The sequence below is a fragment of the Kribbella sp. NPDC050124 genome (assembly GCF_044460355.1).
Taxonomy (GTDB): Bacteria; Actinomycetota; Actinomycetes; order Propionibacteriales; family Kribbellaceae; genus Kribbella.
Map to the genome: position 1 here is coordinate 1 of NZ_JBITJU010000051.1, position 18,336 is coordinate 18,336.

Here is an 18,336-nt window from a genome sequence, read left to right on the forward strand (position 1 = left end):
GATCAGAACTGCATGGGCTTCAGATCTTCCTCGGGAAGGTGCGCTCCTTCATGTCACCCCGCCGAGGGCCATCCACAGGTTCTGATCATTGCTCCTGCTGCACCTCGGACGTGTTCAGCAGCGCCGTGTTCGCCATCTCCTGAGGCGGGGAGATACTGCTGTATTCCTTCGCCAGCCACTGTTGCAGGCGCAGGTTCTCGACTGCCGAGAGTCCGAGACCGGTAGCGAGCTCATCACCAGGCACCACCTTGCTCGCGGGGTCGCGATTCAGGAGGAACCTCGCCAGCTCAGGGAATCCGTTGCCGCGTTGCGGGCTGGACTTGTCGATCGGCGGATTCCAGTACCGCCAGCCGGTGTCGCGCAGGTCCTCGCGGATCTCTGCGGGCAGTTGGTCGAAGCCGCCGCCGAGTTTGTCGTTCGACAACAGCAGCAGTCCGTCGACCACCGCCGACTTCGCCGCCTTGTCGTCGCCGAGTTGGCCCGGAAGACGGTACACCTCGCGACCGAGGCCGCCGTACAACGCGCGCAGGAAGGCAGCATCGTCGGCCGTGAGCCTGCCGGTGCGCCCGGTGATCTGCCGCAATGCGTTGGTGACGGCAACGATCCCGTCTTTGCCGGGCGGCTTCCCGGCTAGTGCATCGCGTAGTCGGATCGCGGCGAGCTCACCGGCCTGCTTCGCTGCAGCCGTCGGATCCTCGGGCATCGACAGCATGTGCGTGCCCGGGGCGAACTGCAGACCTTGAGATTCGAGTAGTACGGCGGCGGCGTGGCGTCGCCGGAGCATCGGGAGTTCGCCGTGGAGCCAGGAGGCGACGTTCAGCAGGTCGGTAATCGGCTGTGTCGAGACATCCACCTTCTCGAACTCGGCTTTCAGGCCCTTCAGCTCGGTGGTGATCGCCGTTTCCATGGTGGCGAGATCGTTGATCACCCCATTCAGTACGACGGGGTCGATCATGCAGAACCCGTCGCCCGATCTGAGCACGGCCGCCCATGGTAATTCACGATCCGTCACCGCCGACATCGCCTGGGTTACAGCCGACTACTGAAGCATCCACCACGGTGACGCATGGTTAGTAGCCGCGGCCACCCAATTGCAGGAAGTTGCAGCGCATGGCTTCTCAGTACCAGAGTCACCGGCACCCCGAAGGTCGCCGTGACCGGCTCGGGGATCGCGGCGGACCTGGTGGGAGCCGACACCGCGCAGTTCAAGCCACCAGGGAGCGCGTTCGGGCCGCTGCTCGAAGGCTTTGTGTTGATGGAACTCGCCAGGCAGCAGAGCTGGAACGACATGTGTCGATCTCTACCACTACCACTACCGCACCCGCGACCAGGTCGAGCTCGACACCGTGCTGGAGAACCGGCGCGGCGAGGTGGTGGGTATCGAGGTGAAGGCATCATCGCCCCCACGCTCTGACGACTTCCGCGCCCTACGGCATCTCCAGGATCGGCTCGGCGACGACTTCGTCGCCGGCCTGGTCCTGCACACCGGCCAGCACACACTCCAGATGTCGACGCGCATCACCGCGCGCAGTGCCAACTTGGCGGAGTGGCGGGACGGCAGGGTGGAGGAGTCCGAGGGCGAAGTGCGACGTACGTGGCACCGGCGAACTCGCCGGCCGGGACCTGGCACACCTTCTGCCGCGTCGTATTGTCGGTGACTCTCGGTACGCTGGCGTCGGCCGGGTCGGGAGGAGGGTTCCGTGGATGGAGAGTTCACGCCGTTCAGTTATCTGACGGCGCCCAACGAGCGTCTGTATCGGGCCGTCATGGACGCGTTCGTGCAGGCCAAGCGGCGGTTCGTCGTCCACCTTCGGCCGGAGGACGTGCGTACGTCGATGCGGCACGCGGCGGAGCTTCCTGCGATCACCGACGCGCTCGGGCGGCTGGTGGAGTGGGGCAATCTGCGCGCCGACCCGGACACCAGCCGCGTGACATCGGTCGAGGACTTCCACCGGTCGCGTTTCCTGTACCAGCTGACCGTGCGCGGCGAGGCGGTCGAGCAGGCAGTAGCGGCGTACGACGAGGCGCTCGGCCGGCGTGGCGCGCTGCAGGCCGTTGCCCTGACGGACATCGCGACCCAGCTCCGCGCGCTCGGCGAGTTGTCCCGAGCCGCCGAACCCGATGCGGCGAAGGTGCATTTGCTGCTCAGAGGACTGGTCGACCGGTTCACCGATCTGGCCGGTAACGCGCAGGCGTTTATGAGTTCGCTGCAGCGCACGATCGATCTGCATGATGCGGATGCCGACGTGTTCCGTGAGTACAAGGACCGGCTGATCGACTATCTGGAACGGTTCATCAAGGATCTCGTGAGTACCGGCGCCGAGATCGCCGCACTCGTCGGCGAGCTGGAACGCCGCGACGTCGGTGCCTTGCTGGACGTCGCGGCCTGGCGGGAGGCAGAGGACGCCGCGCCGGGTGCGTCCGAGGAGAGCGACCCGCGCCGCGAGGAGTTCGAGCGTGGCCGGCGGTTGTGGCAGGAGCGGTGGCTCGGATTCCGGGCATGGTTCGTCAGCGAGGCGCACCATCCGAGCCAGGCGAAGCTGCTGCGTGCGCAGGCTCGGGCCGCGATTCCCCAGTTGCTGCAGGTGGTCGCCGTACTGAACGAGCGCCGCTCCGGCCGATCCGATCGGTCGGCGGACTTCCGCGCGCTGGCGCAGTGGTTCGCCGATGCGCCGACCGAGGACGACCTGCATCGGCTGTGGCAGGGGTCGTTCGGCCTGAGCGGAGCGCGTCACCTCTCGACGAGTGACGCTACGGCGGACGCGGTACCGGCGCAGACGCCGTGGGCCGATGCGCCGCCGCTGGTGATCAGCCCGCGGCTCCGCCGGACCGGGAGTTACGAGCGGCGTGGCAAGCCGAGCCGGGTGGTCGATCGGTCCGAGCAGCGTGCCTACCTCGCCGATCTCGCGCGCCGCGAGTCCGCCGAGGCGACGGCTGCGCGGGAAGCCCTGGCGACGTCGCATCCGACGCGCCTGTCGGATCTCGGCGAGCTCGATCCGGTGGCGTTCCGAGCCTTCCTCGGCTTGCTCGGTGACGCCCTGGCGGCCCGGGTGCCCGGTCGGCGGGTGGTCGAGACGACGACGTCCGACGGCACGATGGCGATCCGCCTTACCGCGCTCGAAGACGGCCGGTCTGCGGAGGTCCGTACGCCGGACGGCGCCTTCCGCGGCCCGGACCATCTCGTCGAGATCGTGGATCTGCTGGCGGCCGACGTCGTGGAGCGGAGCGCATGAGTGGATTGACGGACGCGCTGGCCGCGTCTCGCGCGGACGAGTCCCGCCGGGCGGCCCGCGCTATGCTGCGCCGCCCGCTGCTGCGGCAGACGGACGACGACTTCGTTCTGGTACGGCGGCACGCGCCCGCGCTCCGCGAGTGGTTCGAGCGCAACACCGGCTGGCACCTGCTCGTCGACAGCGAGATGGCGCGGCTGGCGAAGACGGTCGCCGGCCCGGGCGACGCGACTCGTCCGGCGCGGGATGTGAAATCCAAGCAGTCCTTCGGCCGCCGGCGGTACGTGCTGGTCTGCCTCGCGCTGGCAGCTCTGAGTCGCGCCGAGGCACAGATCACCCTCGGCAGGCTGGCCGAGCAGGTGGTGCTCGGGGCAGCAGATCCGCGGCTGACCGAGGCCGGTGTCGACTTCCAGCTCGAGGGACGCGATGAGCGGGCCGACATGGTGGCGGTGGTCCGGCTGTTGATGGACATCGGCGTCCTCGGCCGCGTGGCCGGGGACGAGGACTCCTTCGTCAAGGACACCGGCGACGTGCTGTACGACGTACGGCGTCGGGTGCTCGGCGCGCTGCTCACCGCACCGCGCGGACCGTCCACCATCGAGGCGACCGAATTCGGTGAGCGGCTGGCGGCCCTGACCCGGGAGCTGCCGCCGACTACGGACGATCTGCGGAACCAGCGGATCCGCCATCACCTGACCCGTCGCCTGCTCGAGGACCCGGTGCTGTACTACGCGGAGCTCGACGATGTGGAGCGCACTTACCTCACCGGTCAGCGCGCGGCGATCACCGCCCGGATCACCGAGTTGACCGGTCTGGTGGCCGAGGTGCGGGCCGAAGGCATCGCGATGGTCGATCCGTACGACGACCTGACCGACGTACGCATGCCGGAGAGCGGAACCGAGGGGCATGCGACGCTGCTCGTCGCGGAGTACCTCGCGGCCGAGGCCGACCGGGAAGTGCCCGTGGAGGAGATCCATGAACTGCTGCGCCGTAAGGCTGTCGAGCATAAGAGCTACTGGAGGCGCGATGTCGCCGTTCCAGGGGCCGAACGCACGCTCGCGGCGACGGCGCTGACGCGGCTGCTCGCGCTCCGCTTGATTTCGCGCTCCGGCGACGTCGTCGTCGCGCGACCCGCGCTCGCCAGGTACGGCGTGACGGCACCGACGATTCAGGAAACGGCATGACCCGAGAACTCCCGCTCCCTGAGATCGAGCGCTGGCAGCCGCTGCGGGCCGGTCTCGTTGACCTCTTCTACTACGACCAGGAGGAGTTCTGGTTCCGCGGCGGCCGGCTGCTGTTGCGGGGCAACAACGGCACCGGGAAGTCGAAAGTGCTCGCGCTGACTCTGCCGTTCCTGCTCGACGGCGATCTGTCCGCGCACCGGGTCGAGCCGGACGCAGATCCGAAGAAGCGCATGGAGTGGAACCTGCTGCTCGGCGGGGACCACCCGCATCCCGAACGCCTCGGCTACGCCTGGCTGGAGTTCGGTCGTGTCGACGACGACGGCACGTCTCACTTCCGGACGATCGGCTGTGGTCTGAAGGCGGTGGCCGGTCGAGGAATCGCGCGGCACTGGTTCTTCGTCACCAGCCGGCGGGTCGGCGCGGATCTGTCCTTGGTCGATGCGACCGGGACCGCGTTGACCCGGGATCGCCTCGACGACGTGCTCGGCGACCGCGGCACGGTGTACGACCGGGCGCGCGATTACCGGCGGGCAGTCGACGACAGTCTGTTCGGGCTGGGCGAGCAGCGGTACGGCGTACTCGTCGACCTGTTGATTCAGCTCCGGCAACCACAGCTGTCCAAACGGCCCAGCGAGAAGGCACTGTCGGCGGCGCTGACCGAGTCGTTGCCGCCCTTGGACCAGGCCGTGATCGCGGATGTCGCCGAGGCGTTCCGTAGTCTCGAGGAGGACCGGTCCGCGCTCGAAGCGATGACCGAGGCACGAGATTCGGCGACGTCGTTCCTGGATCACTATCGTCGCTATGCGCGGATCGCCTCGCGGCGCCGCGCCAGGCTCCCGAGGGAGGCGCACAGCACTTTCGAACGAGTCAGCAAGGAGCTCAGTGACGCGCAGCACGCGGTGTCCGCGACGCAGACCCGGTTGACCGAGGCGAAAGGCCGGTTGGCGGCCGCCGAAGCAGCGCGGGTTCGCCTGCAGGCCAGGGATGCTGCGCTGCGGACGAGTCCGGAGATGCGGAGTGCCGGTGAGTTGGAGCGGGCGGCCGAGGATGCGCGCCGGTCGCGGGTCGAGTCGGAGCGGCTGAGCGGCGAGCGCGGCGATGCCGAGGCCAAGGTCGAGGGGCAGCACGGGCGGCTTGCAGCAGCCGAGAAACGGCGGACTGGCCAGGAAGGTGCCCTGGGAACAATTCGGGCGAAGGCGGTCGACGCCGCGGCCGCAGCGCGGGTCGCGGCCGATCACGCCGAGCGCATCGATCGGCTGCTGGACGCGCCGGAGCACTCGCTGGCTCTGCCGGGTGGCGATCCCGCCCAGCTCCGTGTGCTGGGCGAGCAGATCGTGAGTCGCCAGCAGCGGGCACTCGACCACGTGAACAGCCTGCTTCGCACGGCTGACGCGGCCGATCACGGCGTTGCCGTCGTACGGCGGGAGCTGGCCGAGCTCGATTCCGAAGCGGCGCGTCTCGCGGAACGGCGTCAAGCCGCGGTAGACGCTGTGACCGAGGCCGGGACCGGGCTGGTGTCGGAGATTCGCGGTCATCTGGCACGCGCGACCGAGCTTCGCGTGGCGGATCCGGCGGCCCTGCTAGCCGAACTCGACCTGTGGGTGGAGACACTCGACGGCCCGAACCCGGCGGCCGCCGCGGTCGCCACCGCAAGCCAGTCGCTGGCGGCCGAGCTCGCGACCGAAGCCGCCGCCGTCTCCGCGAGTCAGCGATCCGAACGGAGCCGGCGCCAGGAGCTGACCGATGAAATCGCCCGGTTGGAGCGGGGCGAGGACACGGTCCCACCCGCGCCGTACACAAGGGATCCCTCGGCGCGGGAAGGCCGTCCAGGCGGACCACTGTGGCGCCTGGTCGACTTCGCGGAGGGTCTCGACGACGCGGACCGCGCGGGGATCGAGGCCGCGCTCGAGGCCGCCGGAATGCTCGACGCCTGGGTGACACCCGAGGGTGAACTGCGGGCGGCGGATACCGGCGACATTCTGCTACGGGTCGGAGATGCTGCGCCTCGACACCTGGGCGTTGTGCTGCGGGCCGTGACGGATCCGGACGATCCGCAGCTGAGCGCCGTGTCCGCCGAACTGATCGACGTACTGCTGTCATCCGTCGGGTACGGCGAGCAGGACGTGCACACCTGGGTGGCCGCGGACGGGCGGTTCCGTCTCGGCGTGCTCGCCGGGCGATGGCACAAGCCGGCCGCGACCCTGATCGGTCGTACGGCGCGCGATGCGGCGCGGCGCGTCCGGCTCGGTGAGCTGCGCGGGCAGGCCGCGGCTGTCGAGGCCCGGCTCGCCGACCTCGAGCTGACCCGGCAACGCCTGGACGAACGGAAGGCCGCGCTCGCGCACGAGGTCGCGACCGTGCCGTCCGACGCTGCGCTCCGCAACGTGCACAGCGTCGTACTCGGACTCGTCGCCGAGCGGGAGAGGCTGACCGCGCGCCGGGAAGTTGCTGAAGGCAAGGAAACGGCTGCTGTCGAAGCAGCCGAGCTGGCGCGGTCCACGCTGGAAACCGCGGCACGCGACGTGGGACTACCGACCGGTCCGGACGCGCTGTCGAACGTTGGGATCGCGTTGGGCAGTTACCGCATCGCCCTGGTCGAGCTCTGGCCAGCATTGTCCGCCGTAGCCGATGCGGCGCGGCAGGTAGCCGAGGCTGCGAGTGATCTCGCGGTCGTCGAGCGCGCATACGCCGAGCTCGTGATTCGTACCCGTGATGCCGAGCAGGCTGCGACGGCGGACGCGGAGCGGCATCGGACCTTGCAGGACACGGTCGGCGCCGCGGTGGCCGAGCTGCAGGCTCAGCTCGCCGAGACCGCCGGGCTGTTGCGGGACAATCAGTCCGAGCAGGAGACTGCGCGAGCCTCGATGGACGAGGCGATCGAAGCACGTGGTCAGGCCAAAGGCCGGCTCCACACGCTGACCGGGCAACTCGACGAGGCCGCGGATCGGCGGGCCGAGGCAGCCGAGTTGTTCCGCCGGTTCGCCGGGACCGGGTTGCTGGCCGTCGCCTTGCCCACCCTCGAGATTCCCGATGCCGGTACGTCGTGGGCGCCGGTCCCCGCCATGCGGCTGGCCCGTCGGGTGAACGACGAGCTCAGCGCTGTGGACGATGGGGACGCGGTCTGGGATCGCGCCCAGCATCGGCTGAACACGGAGCTGAAGACCCTGCAGGACACGCTGTCGCGACACGGGAACCGCGCGTCGGCGGATCTGCAGGAGGACGGGATCGTCGTCGAGATCGAGTTCCTGGGACGCCCGGCGACGGTCACGCAGCTGGTCGACGCGCTGGCGACCGACGTGGCCGACCGTGAACGCTTGCTGAGCGAACGCGAGCGAGAGGTCCTCGAGAACCACCTGGTCAACGAGGTGGCCAGCACGCTGCAGGAGCTGATCGCCGCCGCTGAGGCGCAGGTTGCAGCGATGAACGCGGAATTGGAACACCGCCCGACCAGCACCGGGATGCGACTCCGCTTGCTGTGGCAGCCTCGGCCCGACGGTCCGGCCGGCCTGGCCGCGGCCCGGGAACGACTGCTGCGCCAGACGTCCGACGCCTGGGCGCCCGAGGACCGTGCCGCTGTGGGTGACTTCCTGCAGGCGCGCATCGCGGAGGTCCGCGCCCAGGACACCACCGGGACCTGGCTGGAACATCTGACGGCAGCGATGGACTATCGCACATGGAACCAGTTCGTGATCCAGCGCTATCAGAACGGGCAGTGGAAATCGGCCACCGGCCCGGCGTCCGGTGGTGAACGGGTTCTCGCCGCGAGCGTTCCACTGTTCGCGGCGGCGTCCTCACACTACAGTTCGGCGGGCAACCCACATGCTCCGCGGCTCATCACCCTCGACGAGGCATTCGCGGGCGTGGACGACAACGCGCGAGCGAAGTATTTGGGTTTGCTCGCGGCGTTCGACCTCGACGTGGTGATGACCAGCGAGCGCGAGTGGGGCTGCTACCCGGAGGTGCCGGGTCTCGCGATCTCACAGCTGGCGCGTGCGGACGGCGTACCGGCGGTCCTGGTGACCAACTGGGAATGGGACGGGCAGCGCCGGACCCGGGTTGATCGCGATGTCCACGAGACTCCGCACGATGGGTTGTGGGAGTGATCGACGAAGCCAGGCTGCGGCGGCTGCTGGGCTCCGAGGACCTTGGCTGGCTGGTGCTCCGGGTGCGTCAGCGGATGGAGCGCGGCCAGCCGCTGGACACCAGCGTGACGTTGCCTGACGCCACTGGTTCTCAGCGCTCGGCTGTGCAGCGACTGCTCGGGCGACGACCGGTACCGGGCCGCGCGCTCACTGTGTCGCTGCCCGCGCTCGACCGGTTGCTGCGCGACTCCGGTGCCAGCCCGGCCGGTCTCGAGGCCGCGGTCGTCGCCTTGACCGGTGAGGTGATCGATCGTGAGCTGGTGGCGGCCGAGCAGGTCCAAGCATGGCGGCTCGCGTTCGCACCACTGCACGAGGCGGTCGAGGGACGCCCCGAGCTCGCTGAGTGGCTCATCGAACTCGAGCGAGGTGGCCTCGTCCGGCGATTGATGGGGACGCCAACGGCAGCCGGTCCGGTACTCGGTGAGCTGGCAGCGGTCGTCCGGGAGTTGCCTACTGGGGGCGAGCTGCTCGGCAGGTTCGCCGCGCGGGTAATCGGACGTGCGCACGCGCTCGACGACCGGCAGCCGCTGGCGACCCTGGCGCTCAGCGCCGCCCGAGCCCTGTCCGGCCTCGCCCCAGGGAGCGGCGTCGAGTGGAGACGAGAAGCCTGGGCGTCGGTCGGCATTCTCCGCGACGAGCTCTCGGCCACCGTGCTCACACTGGGGCTTCCAGGCAATTCCGAGTCCGCGACGGGACGCGCACTCGGCGCGCTGAGCGAGGACGGTCAGCCCGCCGTACTGACCTTGCGTCAGGTGGTTCGCGACGAGATCCGGGTGCAGGCGCCGTACGTCTTCGTCTGCGAGAACCCGATCGTCGTCTCGACTGCCGCGGACCGGCTCGGCCCGAAGAGCGCGCCGCTGGTGTGCAGCAACGGGCAACCGAGCGCCGCGGTCGTGCACCTGCTGCGCCGGCTGGCCGCCGACGGGGCGCAGCTCGTCTACCACGGCGATTTCGACTGGGGCGGAATCCGGATCGCCAACGTTATCTTCGATCGCGTACCCGCGCACCCGTGGAGGTTCGGGACCGCGGACTACGCGTCCGCGGCCGGGAGCGTTCCACCGCGAGGCCACCCGCTGTACGGCGCCTCCGTCACCGCGACCTGGGACCCGCAACTCACGCAAACGATGCTCACCAGCGGCCGGGCCGTCGAAGAGGAACACGTCCTGGACCCCCTACTCTCCGACCTGGCCCACTGACCCTCGATCCATGGCTCACGACCATTTCGGATGGTGGTCACGTGTGCCCTTCCCGCAGCGTGTTGTGCGTACGTCGACCTGGGCCGGGTGGTCGACGGCGGGCTTCCTGATGCAGGTCGTCAGCTTGCTGCTTTCGAGTAAGACAGCGTCGCACTCGGCGGCTTGTGGGCGCCTGTACTCCGGCCGCGGGCGGACCTTCGTCGCGATCGCCGAGCTGAACGGCGGCCAGGGCGACGCCTTCGTCACCGATCCCGTCACCGCGCTCCAACTGCAGCAGTCCGGTCGTGGGTGCTCCTGCTCGGCCGCCTCCATAACCCTTCTTCTTCTCGTCTGCCGCTGCTGGTCGTAGAGGACGGTTCGGCGGCGTCTCGCGACCTCCGTGCAGTACAGGATCGACTCAGTAAGCGAACTCACGCCGAGCGAGAAGGCGAACAGAGGTCCAGAGGAGTTGTCGAGCAGCGGCCCATCGCCCGATGGGGAGTCCTCGCCTCCGTCCTCGGTGATGTCGGGCCACCGACCTAACAACTCCTCGACGTAACCGCGGATTGCGTGTGCCTACGCGCGAGCGGTTCTCGACTGGCCTGCGATCTCTACCTGGACCGTCGCACAACCAAACAAGCCCGAATCCCCGACGAACTTACGGCGCAGACCACTAAGTCAAGAAATACCCCGGCTGGTCGGTTCAGCCCCTGGGTGCGGGGTACGATGCGTCGGCGTACCGCCGCGGGGCTCGACCAGCGCGGCGATCAGGGGCAGCACTGATGGAGGGATGTCGTCTCGTGTCAGCGGAGGAACAGGGCAGCGGCCCGGCGGGATCGGGCTCCGAGCAGGAGTGGGCTCCGAACGGGATCGATATCAGCGTGCCGCATTCGGCGCGGATGTATGACTGGTGGCTGGGTGGAAAGGACAACTTCGCGTCGGACCGTCAGCTGGGTGAGATGTTCATTCAGGCGATTCCAACGATACGGCTGATGGCGCAGGAGAATCGCGCCTTCATGCACCGGGCGACCCGGTATCTGGTCGCCGAGGCCGGCATCGACCAGTTCCTCGACATCGGCACCGGGATTCCGACCCAGCCGAATCTGCACGAGACCGCTCAGGAACTGAACCGTGCGGCGCGAGTGGTGTACGTCGACAACGACCCAATCGTGCTGGCGCACGCGCGGGCGTTGATGGTCAGCGACCGGGAGGGCCGGACGGCCTACATCGACGCCGACCTCAGCAAGCCCGACCAGATTCTGGCCGATCCGGCCGTGGTTACCACCCTCGATTTGACTCGGCCGGTGGGACTGATGCTCGTCGCTGTGCTCATGCTGCTGAGCGACGAGGAGGACCCCTGGGCCCGGGCTCAGACTTTGATGGACGCGCTGCCCTCGGGCAGCTACGTCGCGATCACCCACCCGGGTCAAGACTTCGACCCGAAAGCGATGGCGGATATCGCGGCCGCGGCTCGCGGCGGCAACCTTACCGTCGTGCCCCGGGTCCGCGACGACGTCGCACGGTTCTTCGCCGACTGGGAGTTGGTCGAGCCCGGCCTCGTTCCGGTAATGGCTTGGCGGCCTGAGAGCGAACCGGTCGACCCGGCTGCCGCCTACTACTGGGCCGGCGTCGCCCGCAAGCAATAGGCGGTCTCTGCAAGCCTGGGCTGAGTCTGCGGGGCCGCCTCAGCGCGGTCGACAGGCTGGCGTTTGCGTGAGCGTGGCGTCAGGGCCCGAGCGAAGGTGTCGAGGTTCTTGGCTGGCGGTGCGTTCAACACCGACACGTGGCAGTCGACCGGCATCACCTACGTCGTGGACGTGGACTCCCCGGCACCCGCGGACCAGATCGATCGCCTGCTTGCGACCGTCGACACCGTCGCCGAGATCCCGAAGACAATCCGAACGGGCGGGCACGTGGATCGACGCGTCGAGTAGACGACCGCTCACGCCGCTTCGGGCGTGCTGGCGTTCATCGCCGCTGGTGACGCACGGTGATGCATGGCTGCCTCTCCGGCCGGCCGCGTACATGTGCTTTGGGAGATTGTCACCCGCTCGTGGCTTTGCCGATGAGCGATAGATGGTTCCGAAGGGGCCACCGATCGCGCGGAAAGCCCCTTGGGAGACGCGCACGCGCCGCGATCCTGGCGCATGGGCGACCGATGGCAACGGTGTGGTGGAGGCGTCGGGATTCGCGCGCGCGATCTGGGCAGGTGTGGCGTACGGTCGCCGTTGTGAGCCACCGATCCTGGCCCCTGTTCGACCTTCGACTGACGACGCCCGACCTTGAGTTGCGAGTCGCGACCGAGGTCGACCAGATGTGGCTGGCCGAGGTGCTGCCGGTCGACGTCGAGATCGACCCTAGGCTGCCGACGTACGATCTCGGCGACCCGCGAGCCAGCCGTGGCGCGGCGACCTTCCAGGGCTACTGGCGGGCGTTCGGCAGCTGGAGGCCGGAGTCGTGGGCGGTGCCGTTCGTGGTGATGCGGGGCGGTCAGCTGATCGGGGAGCAGGCGCTGGAGGGCGACGACTTCGCCCGGCTGCGGACCGTCGACAGCTTCTCGCTGCTGGTTCCCGAGGCCCGCGGCAAGGGGTACGGCAAGCAAATGCGCGATGCCGTCCTGGCGTTTGCCTTCGGCCCGCTGGAGGCTGCGTGCGCGATCACCTCGGCGTGGCAGGACAATCATGCCTCTCTGGGTGTCTCCAGGGCTCTGGGCTACCAGCCGAACGGGGAACGGCGGGAGCGACGTGGCGACGGCGTCGACGTGATGGTGCACCTGCGGCTGACCCGCGAGGACTGGCTGGCCCGGACAGACCGACCGCCGGTCGAGATCACCGGCTTCGAACCCTGCCGGCCGCTGTTCGGACTCTGACTCGACACGCTCGGTGTCGCACACGGGCGTACCAATGGTTCAACACGACAGGGCGCGCCGCCCTAGAGATCCGACGGACGGTCAAGCAGCGCGCGGCCAACGCGAGGATGCGGAAGGCACCGCGAAGCTGTTGCCGGTGCTGGTGATCACCGCCGCGTACTCGCGGTTCAGCACCGGCCGGACGATCCCGACCCGGAAGACCGAAGACCTGCTGCTGGGCAAGTGGGAGCTGATCCAGCAGTTCGGGCGGGTCCCGCGGCGGCTGATCTGGGACAACGAGCCCGGCATCGGCCGCGGCCAGCGCCGGGCCGAGAGGGTCGCGTCGTTCATGGGTACTTTGGCGACCAGGCTGGTGCTGCCGCCGTCGCTGCCGCGATGATCGACCGGATCGTCCACCACGCCGACGTCCTCACCTTGAAGGGTGCCAGCTACCGGCTTCGCGGACGCGGCATCGACAGCCTCCCCAGCATCCGCACCACCACAGATCAAGGCGAGTCCTAAACTGCCCACAACCAGTCACTTTTCAACCGCCGGAACCGGCCAGTTTTGGAGCGCCGTCGACAAGTGCGACCAAGCCGGCGATGAGCGCGGGAGTCGGATATCGGGTACTGCGTTTTGCCCCTGCGACCAGGCGTTCGATGCGGGGGTGGAGGACGCGGCTGAGTCGTCAGCGTTGTTGAGGGAGGTCTGCGTGACGGCCCGGCAGAGGGTGGTGGGGATGTCTAGGCCTAGGTGTTCGGCTCGGCGTAAGACGGCGAGGAGGAAGGCGGGGGACTGGAGGGTCGCTTGGTCGATGGGGTCGAGAAGCGGCGCGCGAGCAAGGTCAGGTGGCCAAAGGTCGACGTGCTCAGGGCGGTGGTAGCCGGCTGACCACCAGCAGCCTGGCGCAACGGCGCCTACCGGCAGAGTTGGGCCTCCTGGCGCCCGGCGGCAGGAGGCCCAACGGGTGGTGGGTGGTTAGTTCACGGAGTCGACTACCAGGGAGCCGGAGCCGACGATGACGCCGGCGTCGGTTTGGACGGTGAGCGTGCCCGTGAGCTTGCGACCGGCGTCGGGCGGGGAGTTGACGGTCAGTACTGCGGTCGGCGACCACGACGAGCCGGATGCCCGAGCGGCGTTGGTGTCGTTACTGACCAGGGAACCCAGGGCCGGCAGCACGTACGAGTCGACCAGGTCGTACGCCGTACTCCCGCTCGGCACCGAGAACCCGTCCACAATGATCCGGTAGAGCGACGCCGCCGGGTTGACGAGCGTCACTTGTTCGACCGCCGTCGCGCCTCCGCTGGATCCCACCAGCACACACGACGTCGGCGTCGAGCACCGGAAGACGAGCAGATCGATGTCCGCCCGCAGATCGGACGCGTTCCCGGTACGGATCGTGTACGAGGTGACGCCGGCCGGCAACACCACGTCGAACGACTGCTGCGCCAAGTGCCCGATCGTCGGCCGCTGGGCCTGCGTACTGGCCAGCGCGCCGCCACCGACGAGCCGGCCGGTGAACGCGGCGAGCTGGTTGGTGACCGTGTAGCTACGGGTCTGCGGCGTCCCGATCGTTGCCGACGCCACCACGTCCGGGTTGGGCGAGATCGTGGTGCTCAGCACGGTCGCGGTCAGGCTGAAGGGCGCCACCAGGACGTCCGACGTACGGCGTGCCTCGACCACGAGTTCCCAGACGCCCGGCAGCGGATTGACTACGGTGCGGCTCTGCGGTGTTCCGTTGGCGCAGCCGGCACCCGCGTCCGGGTCGTAGCAGCTCAAGCTCGAGTTGCTGTCGATCGGCAACCCCTGCGGGCTGTACCGCAGGAAGCGGATCTGGCCGGCACCCGGGTCGGCTCCACCGCCGGTCATGTCCACCTTGAGAGCGCTGGCCCCGACCGGCACCCGGACGAAGTAGCTGCGGGTGGAGTTCCGCCCGACCGTACCGCTGGCCTGGAACGTGTAGCCGTTGGCCGCCGTGAACTCCTGCGGTACGAACACCGCGTTCTGGGTCATCAAGTCGACGCCCACCGTCGCCGGGTCGTCGAGCTGCAGGACCGCGGAGTGGGCGCCTGGGCTGGACGGGTTGATCTGTACGGCGAAGTCGACCGGCTCGTTCAGCGGCAGGGTGACCTTCGTCCGCGAACGGAACGTGCCGTCGTTGCCGATCCAACGGACGTCGTGGGCCACCGGCTTGGCCGACCCGCTGGTCCGGGTCAGGGTGTACGTGCGGTTGTACTTCACCGCGAGCGTGACGCCCTCGCGATCGTGAATGCCGAATCCGACGTTCGGAGTGGCCAGTTGGTCGCTGAGCACCGTGCTCACCGGCACGGTCGCGGTGATCGCGTTCGGTTGCTGCCCGGCGCGGAGCTGGTCCCAGGCGGCCGTCACGGCGAACAGGCCCGCACCCTGCTCGTAGGAGCGCAGCTGGGGCTGGTACGACGCACTGGACCGGATCGCGCTGCGCAAGGCGGCCGCGGTCGGACGACTGCCGAAGGTCGCCTTGTACGCGCTGACCAGCAACGCGGCCGCCCCGGTGGCCTGTGGAGCTGCCATCGAGGTGCCGTTCAGCATCGAGTAGCCAGGCGGCAGGGCGTAGGTGCCGGCCACCGGCCCACCGGGCTGCCACTGAGGTGTGGTGGAGATCGCCGCGCCTGGCGCGACGATGTCCGGCTTGAAGCCACCGTCCTCACGCGGACCGCGCGAGGAGAACGGGTGCAGCCACTTGTCGTTCAGCGGATCGGAGCCGTAGTTCGACAGCCAGGTCTCCCTGGTGATGTACGAACCCACGCTGATCGAGTTGGTGGCCACTGACGGGTCCCCGACCGAGTTCGCCCCGGCGCCGCTGTTGCCCGCCGAGATGAAGATCTGCATGTTGAACTCGTCGATCGTGCGGTTGTAGAGCAGCGCCCGCGCGTTGTTGCCGTCGTTCAGCGCCGGGAGGCCGCCGATCGAGATGTTCACCACGTCGGCGCCGTTGCGGGCGGCGTACAGGACGCCGTCGATCAGGCCGCTGCTGGTGCACGACGTGGTGGTCAGGCAGACCTTGATCGCCATCAACTGCGCCCCGGGAGCCGCGCCGCTCATCGCCCCGCCGAACAACCCGTTGGCCGCGGTGATACCGGAGACGTGCGTGCCGTGCTGCGCTCCGGCGATGCCCAGGTTGACCACCGAGCCGGCGTCCGAGTTGGGGTCGTACACCGATCGATCGGTCACCACGACGAACGGGACGCGCTCGACGACGGCGGTCGCCGGGTTGTCGGTACCGAGGAACTGGAAGTCCCGGTTGACCTTGAAGTCGATCATCGGGGTCTCGTCGGTGAAGTCGCCGTCCTGGTCGATGTCGACGTACACCTGCTTGGTGGTCCGGTCCTGCAGTACGCCGATCGACTCGCCGCCCACGCCGTCCCGGTCGGCATCTCCGCCGAGCTCACCCTGGGCGAGCTCGCCGGCGGCCTCCCGGAACAGGCCGAACGCGTACGGGCCACCGGTCGCCGGTGCGGTCCAACTACGGCCGGAGGCCGTGAAGGCGCCGTTGAATCGTCCGGTGGTGCTGATCCAGGTGGCGTCACCCGAGGTCGGCGAGTTCGCGTTGTACCAGTCGATGATCTTGTGCTGGCCGGTTGTGGTGGTCTGCAGCGCGGGTGTGTTGAGGTCGATGCCGGAGTCCAGGACCGCGATCGTGGTGCCGCGGCCGTCCCACTGCGGGTTGGCCAGGGCGAACTGGGCAGCCCCTGTGTCGCCCGTCGGCAGGTACGGGTTCACCCGAGGGGTGCTCGCATCCGGCGGGGTCTGCGGGATGGGCTGCTGAGATCCCTCCGGCTGCGGGTCGTCGATCGGGATCAGTCCATCGACGTCCACCGCCTCCACCGCGCTGAGCCTGGCGGCTTGCTCGGCCTTTCCGACGGGGATCTCCACCTTGAGGTAGTCGACGGCCGCGTCCGACTTCAGCACCACGCCTCCGAGGGCCCGCAACTGAGTGGCGGCTGCCGACAACCGGTCGTGCTCCGCCGCGACCAGCAGTGTCACCGTCTTCTTGCCGGCGGCCTGCGCCTCGGCAAGCCTGGCCCGGTCGGCCTGACCCAGCTTCTTGTCGGACTTCGGATGCGGCGGCTGGTTCGCTGCCGCACCGCCGCGGTGGGTGCCTTGTGGCTGGGCGGCTGTTGATGGGAGCGCGGTGGTGCCGGCGGCGACCAGCCCGAGTACTGCGGCGGTCGCGGCGGCCAACCTCGCCCTGGAACGATGCACAGGCGTCGACGAACTCATAAAGGGTCCCCTCCCGGGCCGAATGGCTACGAAGAGTGGACTCCGTCGCGCCGACGAGCGCAATACCTGGTCGCCAAGAAGTTCACAGCGGGTGCCCTTGGCAACAGCCCATCAGAACATGAGTTCGAATACGCTTCTGCTGCGGGAGATTGAGCGTGCTGAGCTTCGCCGGGTTCAGCGTTCACGGTGTCGCCGACAGTTGGTGGAAGAGCCCCGTAACAGGAGAAGGCCCGGCCGAGGGCGGGCCTTTTGCGCTGGTGATGGTGCTTACGCGCCGATCTGTTGGTCGTAGTGGGTGGTGAGGAGCACGTGATTGACACCGATGAAGACGACGTCGGGGATGCGGCCGTAGCCCGTGATGTGGTGGCGGCGCCGTTGGATTTGCTCAACGTGTAGAGGGCGCCGGTCTGCGTGTCGCTGTCAACGGCAACGATCACGGACCCGCCACGCGTGCTACAGCCCTCGACGACCAGGGAATCGAAGTTCTGCCAGCCACGCCCCCAAGTGGGTACTGGTCTGGTCGGGCCACGGATGCCGGGCTCTGGCCGGCTTCATCAGTCTCGCGATTTGGTTGGTCCGGCTCGAAGGCGTCGATTTCGTGCTGCGGTTCAAGCAGGCCATCTTGCAAGAGCCGCATCAGCCGACTGAGCGGGAACTGGTGCGCGCACGTCACAGTCACGTGTTTCCCGATTTCGACGACGTTCCCGACCAGCCCCTGGAGATCGAGCTGGAATGAGACGGGGGCGAGTTCTGGGCAAGCTGGTGGAAGGACACCGACGAGCACCAGTTGGACGACGCCCTTGCGCAGATCATCGAGGAGATCCGGCTGCGCCGCGGCAACCTCCTGAAGATCCAGCTGGTGCGGGTCGACCTTGGTCAGCGGCTGGACACAATTCGAGAGCCGCGCGCCCTTGGCCAGAGATTTCCGAGCGCTCGCGTCGTTGCCGGAGCGCCGGTGGATCCGGCGGACTCTCGACCTTTCAAGAACCTTCGTGAGTTCGCCGGTGAGGTCAGTGTGCTCTCTGCCCAGCACATCCCGTTCCTCGACGAGACCTGCCTGCCGGTCGCGGATCTTCTCTCGTACGCCGTCGACGCGCCGTCGGATGGCGACCGCAGGTGTCGTGACCGAGTCGTCGGGGCCGGCAGTGGCCAGTTCGGCGGCGAGGTCGCACCAGTCCTCGACCTGCTCGTCGCTCGCCGTGCTGTCGCTGGATCAAGCGCGCCGGCCCGCTCCTGGTCCCGACGGGTGTGAGATACGGCGCCCCTTCGTAGGGTCTACGGGGCTGTGGCGAAGTAGAGGCAGGGCGGCTATTGGCCGTGGTTGTGCATGACGTGTTTGGTGCGGGAGTAGCCCTCTGTGTCAAGGTTGCCTGAGGCAAGATTTGTTCTTGAAACCTTGAGTTGAGGGCGAGCGAGGAGTCTGACCCCAAGTGAGTTCGTTTGATGAGAAGGTGCCTGATCCGGAGGTCCCGGCGAGGGCGCGGTCGCGGAGGT

General features: G+C 68.5%; 15 protein-coding genes. 12 read left to right on the plus strand and 3 right to left on the minus strand.

Translation table 11 applies throughout. From position 1 onward, the window contains the following. Positions 1–85: 85 nt before the first annotated feature. Positions 86–982: a hypothetical protein gene (locus ACIBL3_RS46400; RefSeq protein ID WP_396360459.1), complete on the minus strand. Its 897-nt coding sequence runs from the start codon at positions 980–982 to the stop codon at positions 86–88. Positions 983–1,427: 445 nt separating this feature from the next. Then, positions 1,428–1,601, minus strand: coding sequence for a hypothetical protein (locus ACIBL3_RS46405; protein WP_396360473.1), 174 nt, complete (start codon positions 1,599–1,601; stop codon positions 1,428–1,430). A 99-nt stretch (positions 1,602–1,700) separates the two neighbouring features. Here ACIBL3_RS46405 and ACIBL3_RS46410 point away from each other — a divergent pair, with 99 nt between their 5' ends. The 10 genes from ACIBL3_RS46410 (at position 1,701) to ACIBL3_RS46455 (ending at position 13,101) form a co-directional block, all read left to right on the plus strand. Next, positions 1,701–3,233, plus strand: a complete 1,533-nt coding sequence (locus ACIBL3_RS46410; RefSeq protein WP_396360460.1) for a TIGR02677 family protein — start codon at positions 1,701–1,703, stop codon at positions 3,231–3,233. Further along, entirely contained in the window at positions 3,230–4,414 is a 1,185-nt protein-coding gene (locus tag ACIBL3_RS46415) for a TIGR02678 family protein (RefSeq protein ID WP_396360461.1), read from the plus strand. The genes ACIBL3_RS46410 and ACIBL3_RS46415 overlap by 4 nt, the downstream gene beginning before the upstream one ends. After that, a complete protein-coding gene (locus tag ACIBL3_RS46420; protein ID WP_396360462.1) occupies positions 4,411–8,517 on the plus strand; it encodes a TIGR02680 family protein in 4,107 nt (1,368 codons plus the stop codon). The genes ACIBL3_RS46415 and ACIBL3_RS46420 overlap by 4 nt, the downstream gene beginning before the upstream one ends. Further along, positions 8,514–9,752 (plus strand): TIGR02679 family protein, encoded by a 1,239-nt coding sequence (locus tag ACIBL3_RS46425; RefSeq protein ID WP_396360463.1) that lies wholly within the window; start codon positions 8,514–8,516, stop codon positions 9,750–9,752. The genes ACIBL3_RS46420 and ACIBL3_RS46425 overlap by 4 nt, the downstream gene beginning before the upstream one ends. Positions 9,753–9,762: 10 nt before the next feature. Then, positions 9,763–10,101, plus strand: a complete 339-nt coding sequence (locus ACIBL3_RS46430) for a hypothetical protein (protein WP_396360464.1) — start codon at positions 9,763–9,765, stop codon at positions 10,099–10,101. Positions 10,102–10,531: 430 nt separating this feature from the next. Beyond that, entirely contained in the window at positions 10,532–11,377 is an 846-nt protein-coding gene (locus ACIBL3_RS46435; RefSeq protein ID WP_396360465.1) for an SAM-dependent methyltransferase, read from the plus strand. 108 nt (positions 11,378–11,485) lie between these two features. Further along, positions 11,486–11,665: a hypothetical protein gene (locus ACIBL3_RS46440; RefSeq protein ID WP_396360466.1), complete on the plus strand. Its 180-nt coding sequence runs from the start codon at positions 11,486–11,488 to the stop codon at positions 11,663–11,665. 296 nt (positions 11,666–11,961) lie between these two features. Further along, positions 11,962–12,600, plus strand: a complete 639-nt coding sequence (locus ACIBL3_RS46445) for a GNAT family N-acetyltransferase (RefSeq protein WP_396360467.1) — start codon at positions 11,962–11,964, stop codon at positions 12,598–12,600. A gap of 136 nt (positions 12,601–12,736) precedes the next feature. Then, positions 12,737–12,979, plus strand: a complete 243-nt coding sequence (locus tag ACIBL3_RS46450) for a hypothetical protein (RefSeq protein ID WP_396360468.1) — start codon at positions 12,737–12,739, stop codon at positions 12,977–12,979. Next, positions 12,976–13,101, plus strand: a complete 126-nt coding sequence (locus ACIBL3_RS46455) for an ATP-binding protein (RefSeq protein WP_396360469.1) — start codon at positions 12,976–12,978, stop codon at positions 13,099–13,101. Before ACIBL3_RS46450 ends, ACIBL3_RS46455 begins: the two co-directional genes overlap by 4 nt. Before the next feature lie 456 nt (positions 13,102–13,557). Here ACIBL3_RS46455 and ACIBL3_RS46460 read toward each other — a convergent pair whose 3' ends face one another. Next, positions 13,558–16,842, minus strand: a complete 3,285-nt coding sequence (locus ACIBL3_RS46460) for a S8 family serine peptidase (protein WP_396360470.1) — start codon at positions 16,840–16,842, stop codon at positions 13,558–13,560. 571 nt (positions 16,843–17,413) lie between these two features. Between ACIBL3_RS46460 and ACIBL3_RS46465 the strand changes: the two genes are divergently transcribed. Both ACIBL3_RS46465 and ACIBL3_RS46470 read left to right on the plus strand, forming a co-directional pair. Then, positions 17,414–17,578, plus strand: a complete 165-nt coding sequence (locus ACIBL3_RS46465) for a hypothetical protein (protein ID WP_396360471.1) — start codon at positions 17,414–17,416, stop codon at positions 17,576–17,578. Positions 17,579–17,629: 51 nt separating this feature from the next. Then, complete coding sequence (locus ACIBL3_RS46470) at positions 17,630–18,094, plus strand: hypothetical protein (protein WP_396360472.1); 465 nt, start codon at positions 17,630–17,632, stop codon at positions 18,092–18,094. Positions 18,095–18,336 lie beyond the last annotated feature (242 nt).

Excerpts from the sequence above, each read along its gene's own strand:
- ACIBL3_RS46415 (WP_396360461.1), top strand. The coding sequence starts at position 3,230 with ATGAGTGGATTGACGGACGCGCTGGCCGCGTCTCGCGCGGACGAGTCC.
- ACIBL3_RS46420 (WP_396360462.1), top strand. The coding sequence starts at position 4,411 with ATGACCCGAGAACTCCCGCTCCCTGAGATCGAGCGCTGGCAGCCGCTG.
- ACIBL3_RS46430 (WP_396360464.1), top strand. The coding sequence starts at position 9,763 with ATGGCTCACGACCATTTCGGATGGTGGTCACGTGTGCCCTTCCCGCAG.
- ACIBL3_RS46455 (WP_396360469.1), top strand. The coding sequence starts at position 12,976 with ATGATCGACCGGATCGTCCACCACGCCGACGTCCTCACCTTGAAGGGT.
- ACIBL3_RS46460 (WP_396360470.1), bottom strand. The coding sequence starts at position 16,842 with ATGAGTTCGTCGACGCCTGTGCATCGTTCCAGGGCGAGGTTGGCCGCC.